Below are 18784 nucleotides of genomic sequence, written 5' to 3'. Positions count from 1 at the left end.
TCTAGTCTTGCCATATTCTCCGTTAATTTTTAGAAAAAGTCCGTTTTTTAACAAAATTAGACACAAAACATCATCAAAAAAACTTGTTTCATACCGATTAACGTAAAGTTAGCTGCAAAAAATGAACATAAAAAGTTACGCAAAAACAGTGAATGTTCCTACGTAAGTATGAATATGGTAACGAGAGAGGCTAGAGAAGAAGAGACACAGAGAAGAGTTAAAAAATGATGAATATAAGCAACAAAAAAAATGACACTTTCAATTAAGCCGTTGAATTAAATTAAATATAAAAACCACCATTCAACTAAGACAATAAATGAAGCTATAAGTTATCTTTTTTAAAACGCGCAGGTGGCATGCCATATAAACGTGAAAACGCTTGTGTAAAGCTACTCTGACCCGAGAATCCACAGCTTTGTGCCACCTGGGCCAAACTCAACTGCGATTCTTCCATTAATTGTTTCGCCATTTCGAGGCGCTTTTTTAAAACATACTGGTGTGGTGTTACACCTGTTTGATTCTTGAACAATAAATGAAATTGGCTTTCACCTAAAAAAACCAGCCCCGCCAATTGTGTTACAGAAATTTTACGCGTTAGGTGCTTAATAATGTATTGATCGACAATATCCATATTTAAACGTGCAATATGGCGATCGGATGCTAACGGCTTAAAATGTCGCTGTAATACGCACATCAGTGTATCAGTACATGCTTTACTTAATAACAGATCATCAGGGTGCGCTGTCATTTCAACAGTCAGTGCATTAATAAGGTTTTGAGCTTGGCTATCAAGATGAAAATAGCTCGACTGATCAAATAAGCGTTCGACACGTTCCACCGCATAAGAAGGTTGTAAATGGCCGTAGGTTTCTTCAAACGAATTTTGGGAGACTGGTATATTCAGAACCAATATTTCATTTCGACCTAAACCAGAAAAGGCATGTTCAGAATCAGCGGTCACTAAACACCCCTGACCAGGGCAAACAAGATTACCATAGCCTTCTATATCAAACTCTGTCTGTCCAGATAAGCCAATCACAACTTGGTTATAGCCATGATTATGGTGTTCCATCTGTTCTGGCAGTATGACAATTTCTGAATGTTTAAACTTAGTATTCATCTATAACAAATAAACCAATAATGAATAAAGCATTGTCTCAGTAACCGTGCCTAGACTCTAGTTTCTTTTCTCTTAATGAACAATCTCTCTTCTAAATATATACCCAAGCGACCTCAATATGCAGGATTCACTCCCGAAGGGAGAGTTTTGTTGGGCTCTATGCGATGTTACTTATTTTCAACGTAGAACCACTAGGTCTATAAATAAGTGTCTTAGCTAGAGCCCAAAAAATTCTCGCTGAAACGAGCCTCTTGAGGTAGCTTGGGTATAGTGCTTTCGCCACGTAAACACACCGGAAAAGTGATCAAGATAGTATTCTTTACGGGCAGTGTGATTTCAATTTCGGCGATCACGCTTATTCCCTTATGTTACAAGGGCTCACAGGTCATTCTGCATCACTCGAAAGCATATCGATAAAATACCGTAAAATGTACCAAAAACTAATATAAACACATAAAATCAAAAACTTAAATAAACTACATACTTGATCATCGTTCCAGTTTTTTAGTGGCATAAGTAAAAGTAGCTCTAAACTAGACAAGAAAATAAGATCCCCTCTTGATCATCGATCCGAATAGTTAACGATCTAAACATAAGATCTTTCTTGATCATCGTTCCAATTGAGATGACACCCCCCGTTTATTCGTGCCTCTTGATCATTGTTCCAGTAAAAAAACATGACCATTTAAAACACCCCATTAATAAAAACGATTAAAAACAATAGATTAAGTATAATATCAAGATGTTACAACTTGGACTATCCATATATCGCTCTTTTTGTGTTACAAATAGACCGATTAATAAGGATATTGAAATGAACGAATTCTGGATCCAACTGCAATACTCATTTTCTGTCACTGGACCTATTTTTATCATGCTCGGGCTCGGTATTGCGCTTAGACGCTGGGGGATCATTGAAGAAAAGTTCATTGAAACGGGGTCGAAGCTCGTTTTTACCGTTACGCTGCCAGCATTATTATTTTTAAGCGTGGTAAAAGCGGACTTAGCACAGGTGGGTAATATCAACTTATTGCTGTTTGCTTTAGCAGCAAACACCGCAACCTTTGTCATTTTTGAATGTTTAGCGCATTGGTTAGTAAAAAATAAAGCAGAAAGAGGCGTGGTTGTTCAAGGTGCGTTTCGAGCAAACACAGGAATCATTGGCCTGGCATATGTTTCCAATGCCTATGGCGAAAATGGCTTAGTGGTTGGATCATTATATGTTGCTGTAATAACGGTACTTTACAATATTCTTGCCGTGATAACGCTAACGCGATCTTCCCCTGGTAACCAATCACTAAATACCGGCTATTTATTACGTTCTATAGTAAAAAATCCTTTAATCATCGGTATTTGTGCTGCAGTCCCCTTTTCCTATTTAAATATCAGTATTCCAGAAGTACTACTTAAATCAGGGAGCTACTTTGCAGATATGACACTGCCCTTGGCGTTACTGTGCACAGGGGCTAGCTTAGATATGAAACAACTGCGCCAAGATTCTACTCATGCAAAATATTCAACCTGTGGGCGCTTGATCATCGCTCCGGTGTTAATTTCGCTTGCTGGCTATATGCTGGGCTTTAGAGGGTTAGAACTAGGAGTTATTTTCTTGATGAGTGCCGCACCAACGGCAGCAGCAAGTTATGTCATGGCACGCTCAATGGGGGCAAATGCAAAGCTAGCAGCCAATATTATTGCCCTTACCACAGTGGGATCACTGTTTTCGTGTAGCTTAGGAATAACTATCTTAAACAGTTTGAACCTATAAAATCAGTGCAATTATTAACGATGAGTCGACACCGATTCACGGCTTATTAATCGACCAGAAAGAGCACGCTGTTCTTGTACTTGAGTAGGTCGGTTATTAAGTAGCTCGCCTAACATACGCATTGATTCATTAACTAACTGTTCTGAAGGAAAACTAATGCATGTTAGAGGAGGGTTAAGTTGGCCTGCAAGTTCAGAGTCTTCAATACTAATAATTGAAACCTCTTGCGGTACTGCAAGGTTAAACTCACGAAACAAGCGCATAGCATGGGCAGCATGACTATCATGCATTACCACTACAGCCGAAAACTGTGTATAGCTATTCAGTAAAGCCATTACAGCTTCTTCAGGGTTACTGTTTGTCTCTACAACTAATTGACGATTAAACGGCAACGCTTGATTTTGTAAAGCGAGCTTATAACCCTCAACCGTTTTAAGCGATGACGCGTCTTTATTATTATCGATAATAAGCGCGATATTACGATGACCTTTACTCATTAAAAAACGACATGCACTTTCTGCCGCAAACGAGTAATTAAAACCGATAGAATAAGGGGAATCTAATGCAACACCATCAAGATGAATTAATTTATCTGATTGTAAATTGGCATCTTTACCACCAATTAAAATAATCGCACTGCAATGGCCATTTCCGAGTTCGTTAACTAATGCTTTTTGCTCTTCTCGCGTTTCTGCAAAATGTACTAGCATATGTTTACTGTACTTCTGTAAACCTTTAGCAATCAAAGGTAAATACGACGAGATACGCCCAGCATCTGCTGAAGATAAGATAACACCAACATACTCTGACGCTTTCCCAGCTAAAGCTTGTGCAGCTGCATTTGGCTTATATTGAAGTTCATCAGCAGCACGTAATACAGCTTGACGGCTGTCTTCACGCACACCTCTTGTACCACTCAAAACGCGTGATACCGTAGCTTTAGACACATTCGCTAATCGGGATACATCAGTAATTGTTGCCATACTCTTTATCGACATATTTATAGCATCGCTATACAACAGAAAAATACTCAAAGATTGTACCACATCGTTCTTACTGATGAGTCTGAACCGAACAAGAAACAACAAGGAATATCGCCGAATATTTTTACATATGTGCACAACATGATGAAGGCATTCAGATGGAAGTCTGAAATTTTAGCTATTTATTATCAGGCCAACCAATTTAAGCTGGTTGGCCATAATGACGTAATGCCTACTCATACTATTGGTAAGTATTATCGAATCACTTCAACAAAAATTACCACCACGCATCAAACATAATGCCGATCGTTGTTGCTGAATCTTTACCCTGTTTCGCACCAGAGTCACCAACATATTCGGTATCCAGTTCACCATAGGTTGCAAATACACGTACTTGTGGGCGAGACCCCAAGAAGCTACCTAAACCGAAATTTTGTGACACTGTTGCCTTCCACGAAGAGTTTGTACCTTTGCCATCAAACTCAACTTGGTCATACGCCACATCAAGCCACGTACTTAAGTAATCATTCCAACGGTATCCAGGCCGTACGACTGCTTGTGACCATGTTTGATCTTCATCTTCCATCCCGTTTTTTTCGTATATTAATGCATACGCCAATTCCCATGCGCTGCTTAACTCAAATTCACCTTGCGCGGTTAATGCCATACCATCACCGTCTTTACCGTTGCCGCCTAATAACTGATTACGTGCGCCATCGTTATAACGCGCTCCAAATTCGCTCCAACCATTGGCAAAAGATTGATGATAAATGGCACCCAATTGGTAAGAGTCTTTCACGTCTTCTAGCAAACCATCGTCGTTTTCAACTTCATTGGCAGAACCAAAACCATAGTTAGCCAAGAAACGTACACTGGCATTCTCGGTTATGGTGATACTGTGCAATTTCGTGGTTAACGCATAACGACCATTGTTGCCATTATCACCAGCAACTACCGAAAAATCGAACTTAGCGAATCCAAAGTCAAGATCGTCAACACCACCGCCATTACCATCATTCATGAACCAGAAATAATCATTCAGATCGACATGTTCACGGCCATTAAAACGCTTACCAGCCCATACATATGCGTCAGGTTGGGCAGTAAATACGCCATTCCCCCCCGCAAATGCCTGTGCGATTTTTAGTTTATCATCACCATCATTCCAGTTTGAGCCACTGCCGTAATTATCATCGACCATGATGAAAACATCCCAGTGACCTTTGACATGATCAAAACGCTTATTTAAACCAAACTCAAGCCCGTGACCTTCATTACCAAGACGACCTGTTGCTTGGTATTGTGACCCTGCGGTACGGATAATATTTTGGCCATTTTGAATCGACCCTTCATACAGTTCTGAACCAGGATCCGTGTCAGTGAAACCAGCCCCCATTCGCGCATAACCACTGAACGTCAAGCTATTATCTACGGCTTCTGTTACCGTTGGTAAAATGGATACGGGTTCTTGTTCCAACTTACCTTTACTATCAACATCAACAAAATCACCTGATAACGTTGCCGGATTTTGATTCGGAACTTGTGAAGGTGCTGTCGTTGATAATTCAGCCATTACCGACATTGGCGATAAGATCGCCGCAACCGCCATTGCTATTGGTAGTCGTTTCATTTTTATATCCCTTAAAATAAACCAAATAATGATGCCGACTTATTTAATAAGCCGTTTGTATTGAATTCTTTTATTAATATAAGCAACAATATCTTTAATGAGTATTCTCCCCTAATTAAATAAAGGTACCGTATGTTTATACGAACATTCATTCTTAGTTAGAAAATCGTAATTAGCCTATAAAATATAGGGAACTAGTTTATTATTTGTTTGCAAAGTTTATTCTAACTACACACTAATGTTTAGATACCTTTAGGTTGTTAGATCGTTGGAATGACTAGCATCGACAACCTTTCCTATGGTATTTCATATTGTTCGATGGCTTTTGGGAAAAGGTTACGAGTGGGCAGTATGATCTCTGAAGAGAAACGAATACTCAGCCCAATACATATATAGATAAACCTGCTTTATTCGACAGCAATACGACGATGCAACTCAATGATTTCAATCACAAGCTCTTTCGCCAGCATTGAGGTCATTAAATGATCTTGTGCATGAACCATGATTAACGTCATCTTCGTTTTCCCTTCACCTTCATCCGCTTCAATTAATTGGGTTTGAACAAGGTGTGCTTGATTTGCAAATTCTTGAGCTTCTTTTAACAAACCTTCAGCTTCAGTAAATTCACCTTTTTTAGCATGACCTAAGGCTTCATAACATAAGCTGCGTGATTGACCTGCATTAATAATAATACCCATAACTTGTTCTTCTAAATCCATTATTTCTCTCCCGTAAAAATATTCAATTAATAGTGAGCAAAGACGGTTTAACACTATTATTAATAACCAAACATAAAAAGTTAAGATGCTTATTAATAATGGATATTGCCAAACCGCCAAAATTAAAACAATTAAAACTGATAGTTGGATGTACTAAATAACAATTTAATCAAACCCGTTCGCTTTAGACGCTTGGGCAAACCATTCACCACTGCGCTTTACAGTACGTGTTTGTGTTTCAAGATCGAGGCGGTAGAAGCCATAACGGTTTTTATAAGCATTAGCCCACGACCAGTTATCAATGAATGTCCAAAGGTGGTAACCCTTACAGTTAGCCCCTTCTTGAACCGCTTTATGTAGCCAAGTTAAATGCCCTTTAATAAAGTCGATACGGTAATCATCTTTTACTTGACCGTTTTCAATAAATTTCTCTTCACCCTCGACTCCCATACCATTTTCAGAGATATAACATGGAATATTGCCGTAGTTTTCTCGAAGGTTCGTCAGGATGTCATACACACCTTGTTCGTAGATTTCCCAGCCACGGTGTGGGTTCATTTTACGGCCTGGCATCTCATAATAATCAAAGAACCATTCAGGCAAAAATGGACCGTCGGTATTCACTGTATGCAATTTGGCTTGAATACGACGCGGTTGATAATAATTAACGCCAAGAAGATCAACTTTACCCTCAGCTATAGTGGCAAGATCCCCTTCCTGACAGACTGGCATTTGATCATGTTCTTGTAGAAAGGCTATCAATTCTTGCGGATACTCACCTTTAACCGACGGATCTAAAAAGCTGCGATTAAACAGTAAGTCAGCAATATTTGCCGCTTTTACATCAGCAATATTTTGTGAGCGTGGGTACGACGGGGTCAGATTTAAAATAATACCAATTTGACCATCGAGTTGCTGAGCGCGATAACGCTTTACTGCCTCTGCATGGGCTAGCATCGTATTAAAGGCAACCGTTGCAGCACGTTTAAAGTCGACTACATTAGGGTAATGGAAATCATAAAGGTACCCACCTTCAACAGGCACAATCGGTTCATTAAACGTAAACCAATGCTTTACGCGATCACCATAAAGCTTAAAACAAATATCGGCAAAGTCAGCATATGCCTCAATAACTTCACGGTTTTCCCAACCGCCAATTTCTTGCATTGCGACAGGCATGTCGAAATGGAATAAACAAATAAAGGGTTCAATATCATTCGCAATTAACTCGTCAATCACCTTACCGTAGAATGCCACGGCTTCTTGGTTTACTTCCCCACGACCCATTGGTATTAAACGCGACCAAGAAATTGAGGTACGAAATGTGTTATGGCCAATCTCTTTCATTAACGCTATATCAGTTTGGTAATTTTGATAAAACGTTGACGCCTTTGTCGCGCTTACATTATTGAAGAAGCGGTTAGGTTGCTCTTGATACCAAAGGTCCCAAATATTATCCCCTTTGCCACCGTCAAAAGCAGCCCCTTCAGATTGTGTTGCTGATGAGGCACTGCCCCACCAAAAATTTTCAGGAAATTGATATTTCATAGTAGTAAATTCCGATTTATGAGGCGGTGATATCACCGCCCTTTATTAATAGAGATAAGCTGTGTAGTCAGATATCACACTTGAATTACGCAGTTACTGGCTGGTCTGAAACTAACTCTTGTTCATCTTTCGCTTCTTGTTCAAGCAGCTGCTTTTCATACGCTTTCAGGAAAGGTAGGTACATCATTGCTGAAGACACCATGCACAATAAACAAAGAATCACAGGACTAAACGCCCAATTTGCAGCCCACGAAGCACCTATCGGTGCAGGTGTCGTCCAAGGTGTTAACGACACAACACGTGCAACTAAATCCATTTGTAGAGCGAAATAGGCAAGCGTAGCGTTAATCATCGGTACTAAGATGAATGGAAGGAAGAACACTGGATTCATTATGATAGGAGCACCAAAAAGAATCGGTTCATTGATATTAAAGAAACTTGGCACTGTACCCATTTTACCAATCGTACGTAAATGAATTGCTTTACTACGCAATAATAAGAATGCCAGCGGTAATGTTGAACCAACACCGCCGATTAATAGATAGTGGTCCCAAAAGCCTTGAACAAAAATGTTCGGAATCACTTCACCCGCAGCCATTGCGGCTTGGTTAATCGATAAGTTAGCCATCCAAAAAGGATTCATGATACCCGTCACGATAAGCGCACCGTGAATACCAGCAAACCAAAGAATTTGACAAACGAGTACCGCAAGTAATAGTGCCGGTAAAGTATCTGATGCTGCAACAAGAGGCTCAACTAGCGACATAATCGCTTGAGGTATAATCATGCCTGTCTGTGCTTCAATCAATAAATTCAAAGGGTGTAATGTTAAAATAACCGCTAAAACAGGAATTAGAATTTCGAAAGAACGTGCCACACCTGTAGGTACTTCAGGTGGTAATTTAATAGTGATATTTTTACGTTTTAATAACGCATATACCTCAGTTGAATAAATCGAAATAATAATAGCAGTGAAGATCCCTTGCCCTGAGAAGTACTGCATCGATAGCATGCCATCTTGAACAGGTGCAGCCACTAAAAGAAACGACATCAAAGCCAGAAGCCCAGTTGTAACTGGATCTAAATCATGATGTCGCGCCAAGCTTGATGCTATTCCGACCGAAATAAATACGGTCATTACTCCCATACTAAGATTAAACGGAAGCATTAGTGCATCACGATGTACATCTGAAAAATCTAACCATGCCCGGGCAAACCCCCAAGTCGAATCTGCAGAAAAAGGAGGGAAAATAAACACCAGCATGAACGAACCAACAATCATGAAGGGTAAAGCTGCAATAAAACCATCCCGTATGGACGTCACATATTTCTGTTGACCAATTTTACCTGCGATTGGTGTTATTTTTTGTTCAATAACACCAACTAATTTATCGTATAGGGCACTCATTGTTATTATTCCTTTCTGAGTTTTCGCTTATTCACTGTAAATAGACATCCTTCTTTTCACTTTCAATCAATCAGCGATAAAGCAAAATCCAATACCTTGTCACCCTTTTGCATGCCGTAATCCATCATGTTGATTGGCTCAACTTTTATGCCATGAGCATCCGCTTTTTTCTGTAAATCACTTTGCATATATTTCACCTGAGGTCCAAGTAGCACGACTTGATAATTACCTACATTCTGATCAAACTCAGATGCACCAAAAGCTTCAATTTCAACAGGTAAGCTACGTTTTTCTGCTTCAATAACCATTTTTTTCACCAACAAACTGGTCGACATTCCCGCAGAACAACAAAGCATGATTTTTTTCATTTCATCTCTCCAAATCGATTTAAGAAGAAGCATTAATTGCCTCGATGGAGAGAAATATAGACCCAAAGGAAACCAATGGAAACCGGTTTCCCTAAGATTCCAGTTGAACTGTGAATGAGATCAATAAGATTAATAAGATCATCATATTTTTTGTGATCAAAGCGATATAAGAATTAGAATATAATTAAATTGAAGGTAACTATTTGATTTATAATGAGCGTGCTTTTTAAGGGTTTGATTTTAAACGTTAAAAGATGAAGGGGTAGATTACATATAAAAGCGATTTTATTTTTAAGTTAGAGAATCATAAGAATTAAAATATATTCACTCCATAAATTTGAGCTGTAGATCACCATTTAAGTATCAGGTTAGTTAATAACCTCAAGCTTATTATTTTTATGTTTCCGTCGGTTTCCAATGATAGTAGGCTAGCCCCACAATATTGGTAAGGAATAAGTGATGAATGTACAACTGATGCGGGTCGTCGCTAATGGTATAGAGCAATATATCTCACCATTAGCAAATGTATTGACTCGTAGTAAGCATGTATCAGCACTTCGCGATGGTTTTCAACTCGCAATGCCTTTTGTAATAGTGGGAAGCCTTTTTGTTCCTTTAATTTTCCCCCCTATTTTACAAGATGCAGGCTCAGGTATAGGTAGTGCTTGGTACCGTTTCTCGGTTGAGTGGCGTGAACTTCTATTACCGCCTTTTCAGCTAACCCTTGGTTTAATTGCCTTAATGATTGCTTTTGGTACGTCAGCTAGTTTGGCAAAGCAATACCAAATTCCTGAAAGACTCTCTGGATTAACGGGCTGTTTGTCTTTTTTATTACTAGCGGGATTTTATGGCCCAGAACCTTCAGAAATGCGCTATTTAGGAGGGATGGGGATTTTTACTGCATTAATGGCAAGCTTTTATGCCATTGAAATTATACGCTTTTTCTATCTTAGAGGATGGTATATTCAACTACCCGATGAAGTACCGACTATCACCATACAAGGCTTTAAATTAATAACACCATTAATATTTATTCTTTTTACGCTCACACTGTTTAATGCTTATCTTCAACATGAGTTTCAACTTCTTTTCCCACAAATTGTAGAGCTCTTATTTCAACCGTTACTTGTTGCATCAGATACATTAACAGCCGTATTAATATCATTATTAATTAGCCACTTACTTTGGTTTGTAGGTATTCATGGTGCGTTAATAATCACAGGAATAATGAACCCGTTTTGGATGAGATCTTTAATTGAAAATCAGCAGGCTTTAGCATCCGGTGTAGAACAATTGCCACACATTTATTTACAAGGTTTCTGGGATTATTATATTTTAATTGGCGGTATAGGCTCAACACTACCATTAATATTCATGGCAATACGCAGTCAATCAAAACAACTACGTTCGGTAGGAAAGGTAGGCTTAATACCCTCACTATTTAATATTAATGAGCCCATATTATTTGGCTTTCCAATAATTATGAATCCACTGTTCTTAATTCCATTTATTTGTGTACCGTTACTTAATGCATCACTAGCATGGTACCTAACCGATATCGGAGTCTTAGACAGATTTGTTGCTATGTTACCTTGGTCTATGCCTGCACCTATCGGTGCTGCTTGGGCTGCAAATGGTAGTATTAATAACCTCTGTATGAGCTTACTAGCCATTCTCAATTCGTGGTTTATCTATAAGCCTTTTTTTAAAGTACACGAAAAAATGCTGATCGAACAAGAGTTGAAATTAAAGCGTAACCGCAGCGCATAAATCACGTTCAGCTTAAGATAACGACTATTTTCAATTATCGGTTTTCACTGAAATGGAAACCGCTCTCCATTTGGATTCATTGATACGATAAGAACACCAGATAGATCAACGATATATGCCTAACTTGATTTTTCCGTCATTTTAATTGTTACTTTTGGCTAATGCGACGCTTCGACCACAATGATTTAATGTCATTAAAGTAATCAAATAAAGGAGAAGCCATTATAAGCTCAGAATGATTTGATTCTAACCACTCATTCAGTAATTTTTTAGCATAAACAGCAGCCAATACGTTCGCTATTGCTATCCCAATCCAAATGAATGTAAGCCCCATCCAAGCACCTACAACCGTAAGTGGAAGAATAAAGATAATGGACTTCACTAAAGTTAAACGTAACGACAAGCTTGCTTGCTGAACCCCATTGAAAAATGATGTCGTGATAAGTGCCAATCCAAAAGCAGGAAAAGATAATCCCACAAGATTGAAGTACATTTTCCCATATTCAATAATTTCTTGGCTGTCAGTAAAAACACTAATAATAGATTGAGAAAATAACACCATAATGGCAAAAAAGAATAACCCCCAATAGACCGTCATTCTGCCGGAATACGCAATCACTTGATCTAATCGCTTGTACGATTTAGCACCATAGTTCTGGGCAACAAATGGCGTTACGATAACACTCAACGCCAGTATTCCAGTTAAGATAAGTGATTCAATGCGAGTTACAATCCCATAAGCTGCAATGGCATTATCACCATATTGAGAGACCATACGAGTGATCACCGCAATGGCTACTGGGTTTAGAATCTGTGCTGCAATCGCGGGGGATGCGATGCTCATAATCTCTTTAAAATAGACTTTCGCTTGTGAAAAAGAACGCAATGATGATAGAGAAAACAAACCTTCCTTAATCAATACTAAAAGCATTAACCCAAAAATACTCACCCAAGAGATGAGTGTCGCTATCGCAGCCCCTTGCAAGCCTAAAGCAGGAAATAATCCAATACCAAAAATCAAAAAGTAATCAAAAATAACATTAATGATCCCACCAATCGCCATAATAACAGTTGTTTGAATCATGATGCCTTTTGACATTAGCGCTGCATTACCAATTAAAGTACCGACTAATGCAAACATGCCGATATACAGTGGCAACATATAGCTTGAAATCATCGCTATGGTTTCAGCTGTCGCACCAAGTAATGAAAAAGTAGGCTGAATCGTGAAGATTCCCGCAACAGCAAGTAATACGCTGAGAAACATAAAGACAAGAATTGAAAGGGTTGTTAGTGATTGTGCTTTGCTTGAATCCCCTTCTCCTAACGCTTTACCTACCACAGAAGAAACGCCAGCAGCCGTTCCCATAAAAAAACTAACAATAAAGATATAGATCGGATAAGAAAAGCTAATTGCGGCAAGTTCTTTCGTGCCAAGCTGACCAATAAAAAAGGTATCAACCAGTTGAAAAATAAAGGTCATTAGCATTCCAAACGCCGCGGGAGCCGCCATTGATACCAATGCATTTTTTACTGGTTTATTTAGAAGTCCCGTATCCATGGTGCCCTCTCTATCTTTCTATTACTTGCTTTTCCATTTCAGATACAAAAAGGGCGTATTCATACGATCTTTGTTGGCACTAGAATCGTAAAATACGCCCTTGCTATCTTAATTAAACAGTCGACTGTTCAACTAAGATGCTTTTAATAATGCATAGCGCTTCTGCTATAACTGAGCAACCACAGTTGCTAGCTTATCTTGCAGTTCAGCATTCGTTAGCTTGCCTTGTGCCATATCGAAGTTATCGTAAAAACTAGGAATAGATAAAGAGCCTTTCACGTCAGCCGCAAAATAAGGCGCTGAACCTGTCGCCGCCGCTAATACAGACGATGCACCACCTGGACCCGGCGATGTTGCTAGCATAAGAACAGGTTTATTTTGGTAGACTTTCATGTCGATGCGAGACGTCCAATCAAACACATTTTTAAATGCAGCTGTGTATGAGCCATTGTGCTCGGCATAAGAAATAATGATGGCATCAACCTCACCTAGTTTCTTGTAGAAACGCTGTGCAGGCTCTGGCTGTCCCAGTTCTTTTTCTCTATCTTCACTGAAAATGGGCATATCGAAATCATTTAAATCCAAGACTTCTACTTCTGCATTTTCAACTAAGCTTGCTGCGTAAGTTGCCAATTGTTTGTTGATAGATGTTGAGCTGCTGCTTGCCGCTAAAGCTAATACTTTCATAATGATTCCTTTATATTTATTTTTTAAACGCATTCAGTCCGATATATTCAATGAACTCAATAACATTTTTATCTGGGTCTCGGATAAAACAAGATACGCCTGTAGGGTGCTTCATTGTTTGACCACTTAAAGGTATATCCAGCTTACTCAGTTCAGCTAAAGTATCTGCCATACTGTCGACTTCTATCGCGATATGGGTATACCCTGTATGTTTGGTCTCAATATCCATCAGCTGATTAACATCATCATTCTGATCTGCATTAAGAATAAAGTTAATATTGATACCTGCAGGGTGTTCAACAATCGCAACAGGCTCTGAACCGCTAGGACCAGTAATATGTTCAAATCCTAATTTGGCATAGAAATCTCGCGCGATTCCAAAATTACGAACACGTAAGCCAATATGATTAATTCGGGTAATCTGTTTCATCATATGATCCTTTCTATGCCTGCTTGTTCCATGGACTAACTATACTTTGTACTCATATGTTGATTAATAGCCTAAATGTGTAATGATTATTTCCATATGGCTTCCAATATAAAATAAAGAGATGGATTCAATGGCTTTTAACGCGGCTTTGTTTGATGGCATGGTGGTTTTTACAGAAGTGGTGAACAGTGGTAGCTTTACACAAGCTGCGTTAAACAGTGGTCATTCGACATCCTACATCAGCAAAGAGATTAATAAACTAGAAGCCCGCTTAGGAATAAGGTTACTTCATCGTACGACGCGCACTCTAAGCTTAACTCCTGAAGGTGAACTCTACTTTCAGCAATGCCAGCAGCTCATTGAAGATGCACAAGTAGCCGAGAATGCAATTACAGGCCAACAAGAAAAACCGCAAGGGCGTTTAAAAGTCAGTTGCCCTGTCAGTTTTGGTTTATCAAATTTACGTCCAATTCTGTCTCAATTTACCGCGCAATACCCTAAAATAGTTTTAGAATTGGATTTAAACGATAGAAAAATTGATATTGTCGCTGAAGGGTATGACGTCGCAATACGCGCTTCAAAGCAACTTGATGATTCGAGCTTAATTAGCCGCCGAATAAGGCGTTCTTATGCCGTTGTTATTGCCTCTCCTAATTACCTGAAAAAGCACGGCACTCCCAAACATCCAAGTGAATTATCACAACATAAAACCATTAGTTATAGTTATATTCGCCAAGGTAATTCTTGGGATTTAATAGATAAAGACGGGCAAACAATTCATATACCCATTAAAAGCCAAGTAGTAACCAATAATTCATACATGGAATTAGCACTGTGTATGGCAGGCCAAGGGATCACAATCTTGCCGCACTTTCACTTACACGATGAAATAGAACAAGGGAAGTTAGTTGCCCTTTTCTCCGACTTTCCTCGCCTGCCTATTGATATTTTTATGGTATATCCAAGTCGTAAGCATATGTCAGCTAAAGTACGATGTTTTTTAGACTTCATTATGGACAATTTAGGGGATTAAGGTTATCTAGCCTTTATCCCCATCTTAGATAGCTCACTTCAAATAACACATCACAAACACTTGATAATAATTCTCATTTGCATTTAAATATACCGACACTCATCATTTTAGTGATTGAACATTTCGGAGCTATTTATGGCATCACAGATTAAACAACCAAGCCAGCTACAAGAGCATATAAAATGGCGCTTAACGAATAAACGCCTCATCCTTCCTATTATCTTGCTTGCTCTACTCACGGTGGCGAATACTAGAGAGATCACTATTTCTGTTTTATCTGATGCTTTTTGGCAAGTTGCAACCTATGTTGCTGCCACCCTTACTATCTACCATGCGATTTCATCACGATTAAGTAATACCAACAAGCTCACTGGGCTACTCAATAGAAGTACTTATTTCCAGGTCTTATTTTCAGCATCTATGGGGGCTTTACCTGGGTGCGGGGGCGCAATTGTTGTTATTACACAATATGTGAAAGGTCGGCTAAGTTTTGGGTCTGTTGTCGCCGTACTCACTGCAACCATGGGGGATGCCGCTTTTTTGTTGCTTGCCGCACAACCCAAAACTGGCTTATTGGTTATCAGCGTAGGATTTGTCGTGGGTTTGCTCTCTGGTTGGGTTGTCGATGCTATTCACGGTGAGCATTTCATGCGACCAGTCATTAAAGATGCACCTACCCCATCTTGTGCGAATAAAAATGAACCACATCAATCCTCATTGAAGTTACAGGGTCACTTTTGGAAGTGGATGCTATTACCAGCTTCGGTGATTGCGATTATGGGATCATTCCAAGTTAACATTGACCAATTTTTTCATCTTGAAGCAGGTACGATCAACGTTATTGGTGCAACTGCGGCTATTGTTTCTATTATTTTGTGGGCAATAAGCCGAGACATTACAGACTATGAATCAGCGGTATCAGAAGATCCCAAAGAGCAAACCAATACCCTTTTTCAACGAGTCGCCCAAGATACCAATTTTGTAACAAGCTGGGTAATTTGTGCTTTCTTATTATTTGAATTAACGATGTATTGGACGGGTGTCAATTTAGCATCTGCATTTACAGAATGGTCAGCCTACATTCCCCTAATGGGTGTTGTTATTGGTTTACTGCCAGGCTGTGGTCCTCAAATATTAGTCACCAGCCTCTATATCAGTGGTGCAGTGCCACTGTCTGCACAACTGGGCAATTCAATCAGTAATGACGGTGATGCTTTATTTCCAGCGATTGTACTTGCGCCTAAAGCAGCCTTAATGGCAACGGTGTATTCATCGATCCCAGCTTTAATTATTGCTTATGGTTATTATTACCTTTTCGAATAACAAATCACTAAACATGAATTTTTCGCGCGTTTTGCATAGTTAGTTATTCAATTAGCCATCAAAAAATAAACATTCTCAGACAAAAAGTTCACTGTAATTAAGCGCAAATAAAGCACAAACAAATATTAACCGGGGTGTCAATAGGTGATTTCCCCCCTTCTTTATTGGTTCTCTCTCGGTTATAGTTTCTTTCGTAGACAGGGGGCATACTTCACTGCTGTCTGTCTGCAGTATCCAACTTTGGATACATGCCAATAGAGTTTACTTTTATATATACCCTCATATTTTAGATATGAACTTTATTGGATACCTCTTCTACACGTCGTACAGGATTGTACTCTTCGGAGTCAAGCTCTTGTCTTTGCCGGTCTTATGACCGGCTTTTTTTTACCTTTATTTACGATTTTGTTTAATAAACACTCTGCTGCTGGTTGTAACATTTCTGCTATCTATTAGACTTACTCTTATTCTCAATTTAATCCTGATACTGCTAGGCTAAAAGAGTGAAAGACAACGTAGATCCATCCTTGCTCCATATTTTTAATCAACTTCCTGGTTGCTGGGGTTGTAAAGATGAAAATTCTGTCTTTGTTTACGCTAATTCAGAATACGGGAAAATAATTGGTGTTGAGCATCATTTAGATTGTATTGGTCGCACTGATTTTGATATGCCAAGCCCAACCATTGAATGTGCTCCGTCATTTCAAGAACAGGATTTGCAAGTAATGGCTTCTGGCCAGCGCATGCGAGTGCTTGATATACACCCTTATTCCGACGGAAGCTGGCGTGCACACTTATTCACAAAAACACCGTGGAAAAATGAAGAGAATAAAACGGTTGGTACTATTTTTTCAGGCGTAGAACTAACAGATACCGCGATTCTAGAAGTCGGACATTGGATTTGTCGAGCCGCAGGTATTAGTAAAAATGATCAGGCATCATTTAGCTTAGATTTACATAATCAAAAAGTAGCCATTAATACACGCGAATCTGAAGTACTTTTTTTATTACTTTACGGAAAGAAGCCTCAGTACATTGCAAAGGTACTTAATGTCTCTGTAAAAACAGTAGAAAACTATGTACTGCGGTTACGTGAAAAATTTAACGCTAACTCCAAAGCAGAATTAATCGATTTAGCATTAGATTTAGGTTTTGGATCGCATATTCCAGAAAGCATGTTAAAACGCCAACTATCTGTAATACTTAAAGAATAATAAGAAATACAGTTATTTTGTGTAATCCATGAATCTAAGTTTACTGTAATGAGGCTATTCCTTTAAATAATCAATTTTTAGATCAAATTTAACTCACTTTGAAAAAGCTAAAATACGTCCCATGAACCGCCATACAAGATGGCAAAAATCTGAGGTAATACAATTATTGCATCAGACTATTGATTATCATTGGGAATAGTATGAAACCTTTTACAATTACTTACGTTATACATCCGCACTTTAATATACCGTTTAAATTTAACATTTTAGCTAACTCTGAAATTGATTCGATCAAAAATGCGGAAGAAACCTTGAATACACGTCACCCTGAAGGGGTTAGTATCGTGACCTCAAATGAACAATATTGATAAATAATACTTCTAATAACGATAAAGCTCGGTATATTCAGCTCAAAAAAATAGAAGCGTAGGTATTTCACTGCACTTCTATTTTTTAACAATAACATTTAGTTATATTTATGGAGCTAGACGATCAATATTCCAATTAGATGAATCATGGGAATATATAAAACGATCGTGCAGACGGTTTTCTCCACCCTGCCAAAACTCAATTGAGTTAACTTTTACACGATACCCACCCCAAAAAGTGGGTACAGGTACTTCACCTTGAGAAAATTTTTGTTTCAGTTCTAAATATTTACCTTCTAACGCTTGTCGTGCAGAAATTCGATTACTTTGCTTACTTGCCCAAGCCGCTATTTGGCTTTCTTTAGGGCGAGAGGTAAAGTATTTCATAACCTCTAACGACGACAGTTTCTCAACCTCGCCTGTAATATGAACTTGGCGTTCAATAGCATGCCATGGAAAATGCAAACTTATCTTTGCATTATGGCTTAAATGAAGTGCTTTACGGCTACCCAAGTTGGTATAAAAAATAAAGCCATCACGATCAAAATGTTTCAGCAAAACAATACGTTGAAAAGGTTGACCTGATTCATCAACTGTAGCAACAGTCATCGCCGTTGGATCAGTGATTTTTGCATCGATCGCTTGCTGCAACCACTTCTCAAATAAAGGTAGTGGTTCATCTGGCAAATCATTACGGCGTAGCCCACCTCGCGTATACTCACGACGAATATCAGACAAATCCATTGTTATCTCCGTTTATTGGCTCAAGCCTGTATGCAATAATAGAAATTGTGCGCTTTGCTAATACGAAAAACAAGTACCAGCCTAACCTTAGCTTCTTTTCTTCAATAATT

General features: G+C 38.8%; 16 protein-coding genes. 5 read left to right on the top strand and 11 right to left on the bottom strand.

Annotation, left to right across the window (positions count from 1 at the left end; all coding sequences use genetic code 11):
* Positions 1-322: 322 nt before the first annotated feature.
* Entirely contained in the window at positions 323-1120 is a 798-nt protein-coding gene (locus C9J48_RS08410; protein WP_006228652.1) for an AraC family transcriptional regulator, read from the bottom strand.
* 814 nt (positions 1121-1934) lie between these two features.
* Between C9J48_RS08410 and C9J48_RS08405 the strand changes: the two genes are divergently transcribed.
* Complete coding sequence (locus tag C9J48_RS08405) at positions 1935-2888, top strand: AEC family transporter (protein WP_006228653.1); 954 nt, start codon at positions 1935-1937, stop codon at positions 2886-2888.
* A 14-nt stretch (positions 2889-2902) separates the two neighbouring features.
* On the opposite strand, the gene C9J48_RS08400 is transcribed toward C9J48_RS08405, so the two are convergent.
* The 6 genes from C9J48_RS08400 to C9J48_RS08375 all read right to left on the bottom strand — a co-directional run bounded on the left by C9J48_RS08400 (position 2903) and on the right by C9J48_RS08375 (position 9544).
* Entirely contained in the window at positions 2903-3871 is a 969-nt protein-coding gene (locus C9J48_RS08400) for a LacI family DNA-binding transcriptional regulator (RefSeq protein WP_006228654.1), read from the bottom strand.
* Between the two features lie 277 nt (positions 3872-4148).
* A complete protein-coding gene (locus tag C9J48_RS08395) occupies positions 4149-5501 on the bottom strand; it encodes a carbohydrate porin (protein WP_006228655.1) in 1353 nt (450 codons plus the stop codon).
* A 407-nt stretch (positions 5502-5908) separates the two neighbouring features.
* On the bottom strand, positions 5909-6220 hold the full coding sequence (locus C9J48_RS08390) for a PTS lactose/cellobiose transporter subunit IIA (RefSeq protein ID WP_006228656.1): 312 nt from the start codon (positions 6218-6220) through the stop codon (positions 5909-5911).
* A 165-nt stretch (positions 6221-6385) separates the two neighbouring features.
* Positions 6386-7768 (bottom strand): 6-phospho-beta-glucosidase GmuD, encoded by a 1383-nt coding sequence (gene gmuD, locus C9J48_RS08385; protein WP_006228657.1) that lies wholly within the window; start codon positions 7766-7768, stop codon positions 6386-6388.
* An 85-nt stretch (positions 7769-7853) separates the two neighbouring features.
* Complete coding sequence (locus tag C9J48_RS08380) at positions 7854-9176, bottom strand: PTS cellobiose transporter subunit IIC (protein ID WP_006228658.1); 1323 nt, start codon at positions 9174-9176, stop codon at positions 7854-7856.
* A gap of 62 nt (positions 9177-9238) precedes the next feature.
* Positions 9239-9544 (bottom strand): PTS sugar transporter subunit IIB, encoded by a 306-nt coding sequence (locus C9J48_RS08375; RefSeq protein ID WP_006228659.1) that lies wholly within the window; start codon positions 9542-9544, stop codon positions 9239-9241.
* A 459-nt stretch (positions 9545-10003) separates the two neighbouring features.
* On the opposite strand from C9J48_RS08375, the gene C9J48_RS08370 reads away from it, so the two are divergent.
* The gene (locus C9J48_RS08370) at positions 10004-11314 is read left to right on the top strand and encodes a PTS cellobiose transporter subunit IIC (protein ID WP_006228660.1); all 1311 of its coding nucleotides are present in this window, start codon (positions 10004-10006) and stop codon (positions 11312-11314) included.
* Between the two features lie 148 nt (positions 11315-11462).
* On the opposite strand, the gene C9J48_RS08365 is transcribed toward C9J48_RS08370, so the two are convergent.
* The 3 genes from C9J48_RS08365 to C9J48_RS08355 form a co-directional block, all read right to left on the bottom strand.
* Positions 11463-12875: an MATE family efflux transporter gene (locus C9J48_RS08365; RefSeq protein WP_006228661.1), complete on the bottom strand. Its 1413-nt coding sequence runs from the start codon at positions 12873-12875 to the stop codon at positions 11463-11465.
* Positions 12876-13040: 165 nt separating this feature from the next.
* Entirely contained in the window at positions 13041-13562 is a 522-nt protein-coding gene (locus tag C9J48_RS08360) for an NADPH-dependent FMN reductase (protein ID WP_006228662.1), read from the bottom strand.
* A gap of 16 nt (positions 13563-13578) precedes the next feature.
* Positions 13579-13992, bottom strand: coding sequence for a VOC family protein (locus tag C9J48_RS08355; RefSeq protein WP_006228663.1), 414 nt, complete (start codon positions 13990-13992; stop codon positions 13579-13581).
* Between the two features lie 130 nt (positions 13993-14122).
* Here C9J48_RS08355 and C9J48_RS08350 point away from each other — a divergent pair, with 130 nt between their 5' ends.
* From C9J48_RS08350 to C9J48_RS08340, 3 genes are all read left to right on the top strand, one after another.
* The gene (locus tag C9J48_RS08350) at positions 14123-15025 is read left to right on the top strand and encodes a LysR family transcriptional regulator (RefSeq protein ID WP_006228664.1); all 903 of its coding nucleotides are present in this window, start codon (positions 14123-14125) and stop codon (positions 15023-15025) included.
* A 135-nt stretch (positions 15026-15160) separates the two neighbouring features.
* On the top strand, positions 15161-16348 hold the full coding sequence (locus C9J48_RS08345) for a putative manganese transporter (protein ID WP_006228665.1): 1188 nt from the start codon (positions 15161-15163) through the stop codon (positions 16346-16348).
* 503 nt (positions 16349-16851) lie between these two features.
* Positions 16852-17562 (top strand): helix-turn-helix transcriptional regulator, encoded by a 711-nt coding sequence (locus C9J48_RS08340; protein WP_006228666.1) that lies wholly within the window; start codon positions 16852-16854, stop codon positions 17560-17562.
* A 476-nt stretch (positions 17563-18038) separates the two neighbouring features.
* On the opposite strand, the gene pdxH is transcribed toward C9J48_RS08340, so the two are convergent.
* Positions 18039-18674, bottom strand: a complete 636-nt coding sequence (gene pdxH, locus C9J48_RS08330; protein WP_006228668.1) for a pyridoxamine 5'-phosphate oxidase — start codon at positions 18672-18674, stop codon at positions 18039-18041.
* Between the last annotated feature and the right edge of the window lie 110 nt (positions 18675-18784).

Origin of the sequence: Photobacterium profundum (assembly GCF_003026285.1) — a bacterium.
Lineage (GTDB): Bacteria > Pseudomonadota > Gammaproteobacteria > Enterobacterales > Vibrionaceae > Photobacterium > Photobacterium profundum.
This window is presented reverse-complemented; position numbering and strand designations above follow the sequence as displayed.

What these genes read in the sequence shown, in the direction of transcription:
- C9J48_RS08360 (WP_006228662.1), bottom strand. Translation starts at nt 13,562, where the DNA reads ATGAAAGTATTAGCTTTAGCGGCAAGCAGCAGCTCAACATCTATCAAC.
- gmuD (WP_006228657.1), bottom strand. Translation starts at nt 7,768, where the DNA reads ATGAAATATCAATTTCCTGAAAATTTTTGGTGGGGCAGTGCCTCATCA.
- C9J48_RS08400 (WP_006228654.1), bottom strand. Translation starts at nt 3,871, where the DNA reads ATGGCAACAATTACTGATGTATCCCGATTAGCGAATGTGTCTAAAGCT.
- C9J48_RS08395 (WP_006228655.1), bottom strand. Translation starts at nt 5,501, where the DNA reads ATGAAACGACTACCAATAGCAATGGCGGTTGCGGCGATCTTATCGCCA.
- C9J48_RS08355 (WP_006228663.1), bottom strand. Translation starts at nt 13,992, where the DNA reads ATGAAACAGATTACCCGAATTAATCATATTGGCTTACGTGTTCGTAAT.
- C9J48_RS08390 (WP_006228656.1), bottom strand. Translation starts at nt 6,220, where the DNA reads ATGGATTTAGAAGAACAAGTTATGGGTATTATTATTAATGCAGGTCAA.
- C9J48_RS08370 (WP_006228660.1), top strand. Translation starts at nt 10,004, where the DNA reads ATGAATGTACAACTGATGCGGGTCGTCGCTAATGGTATAGAGCAATAT.
- C9J48_RS08350 (WP_006228664.1), top strand. Translation starts at nt 14,123, where the DNA reads ATGGCTTTTAACGCGGCTTTGTTTGATGGCATGGTGGTTTTTACAGAA.
- C9J48_RS08375 (WP_006228659.1), bottom strand. Translation starts at nt 9,544, where the DNA reads ATGAAAAAAATCATGCTTTGTTGTTCTGCGGGAATGTCGACCAGTTTG.
- pdxH (WP_006228668.1), bottom strand. Translation starts at nt 18,674, where the DNA reads ATGGATTTGTCTGATATTCGTCGTGAGTATACGCGAGGTGGGCTACGC.
- C9J48_RS08410 (WP_006228652.1), bottom strand. Translation starts at nt 1,120, where the DNA reads ATGAATACTAAGTTTAAACATTCAGAAATTGTCATACTGCCAGAACAG.
- C9J48_RS08365 (WP_006228661.1), bottom strand. Translation starts at nt 12,875, where the DNA reads ATGGATACGGGACTTCTAAATAAACCAGTAAAAAATGCATTGGTATCA.
- C9J48_RS08380 (WP_006228658.1), bottom strand. Translation starts at nt 9,176, where the DNA reads ATGAGTGCCCTATACGATAAATTAGTTGGTGTTATTGAACAAAAAATA.
- C9J48_RS08345 (WP_006228665.1), top strand. Translation starts at nt 15,161, where the DNA reads ATGGCATCACAGATTAAACAACCAAGCCAGCTACAAGAGCATATAAAA.
- C9J48_RS08405 (WP_006228653.1), top strand. Translation starts at nt 1,935, where the DNA reads ATGAACGAATTCTGGATCCAACTGCAATACTCATTTTCTGTCACTGGA.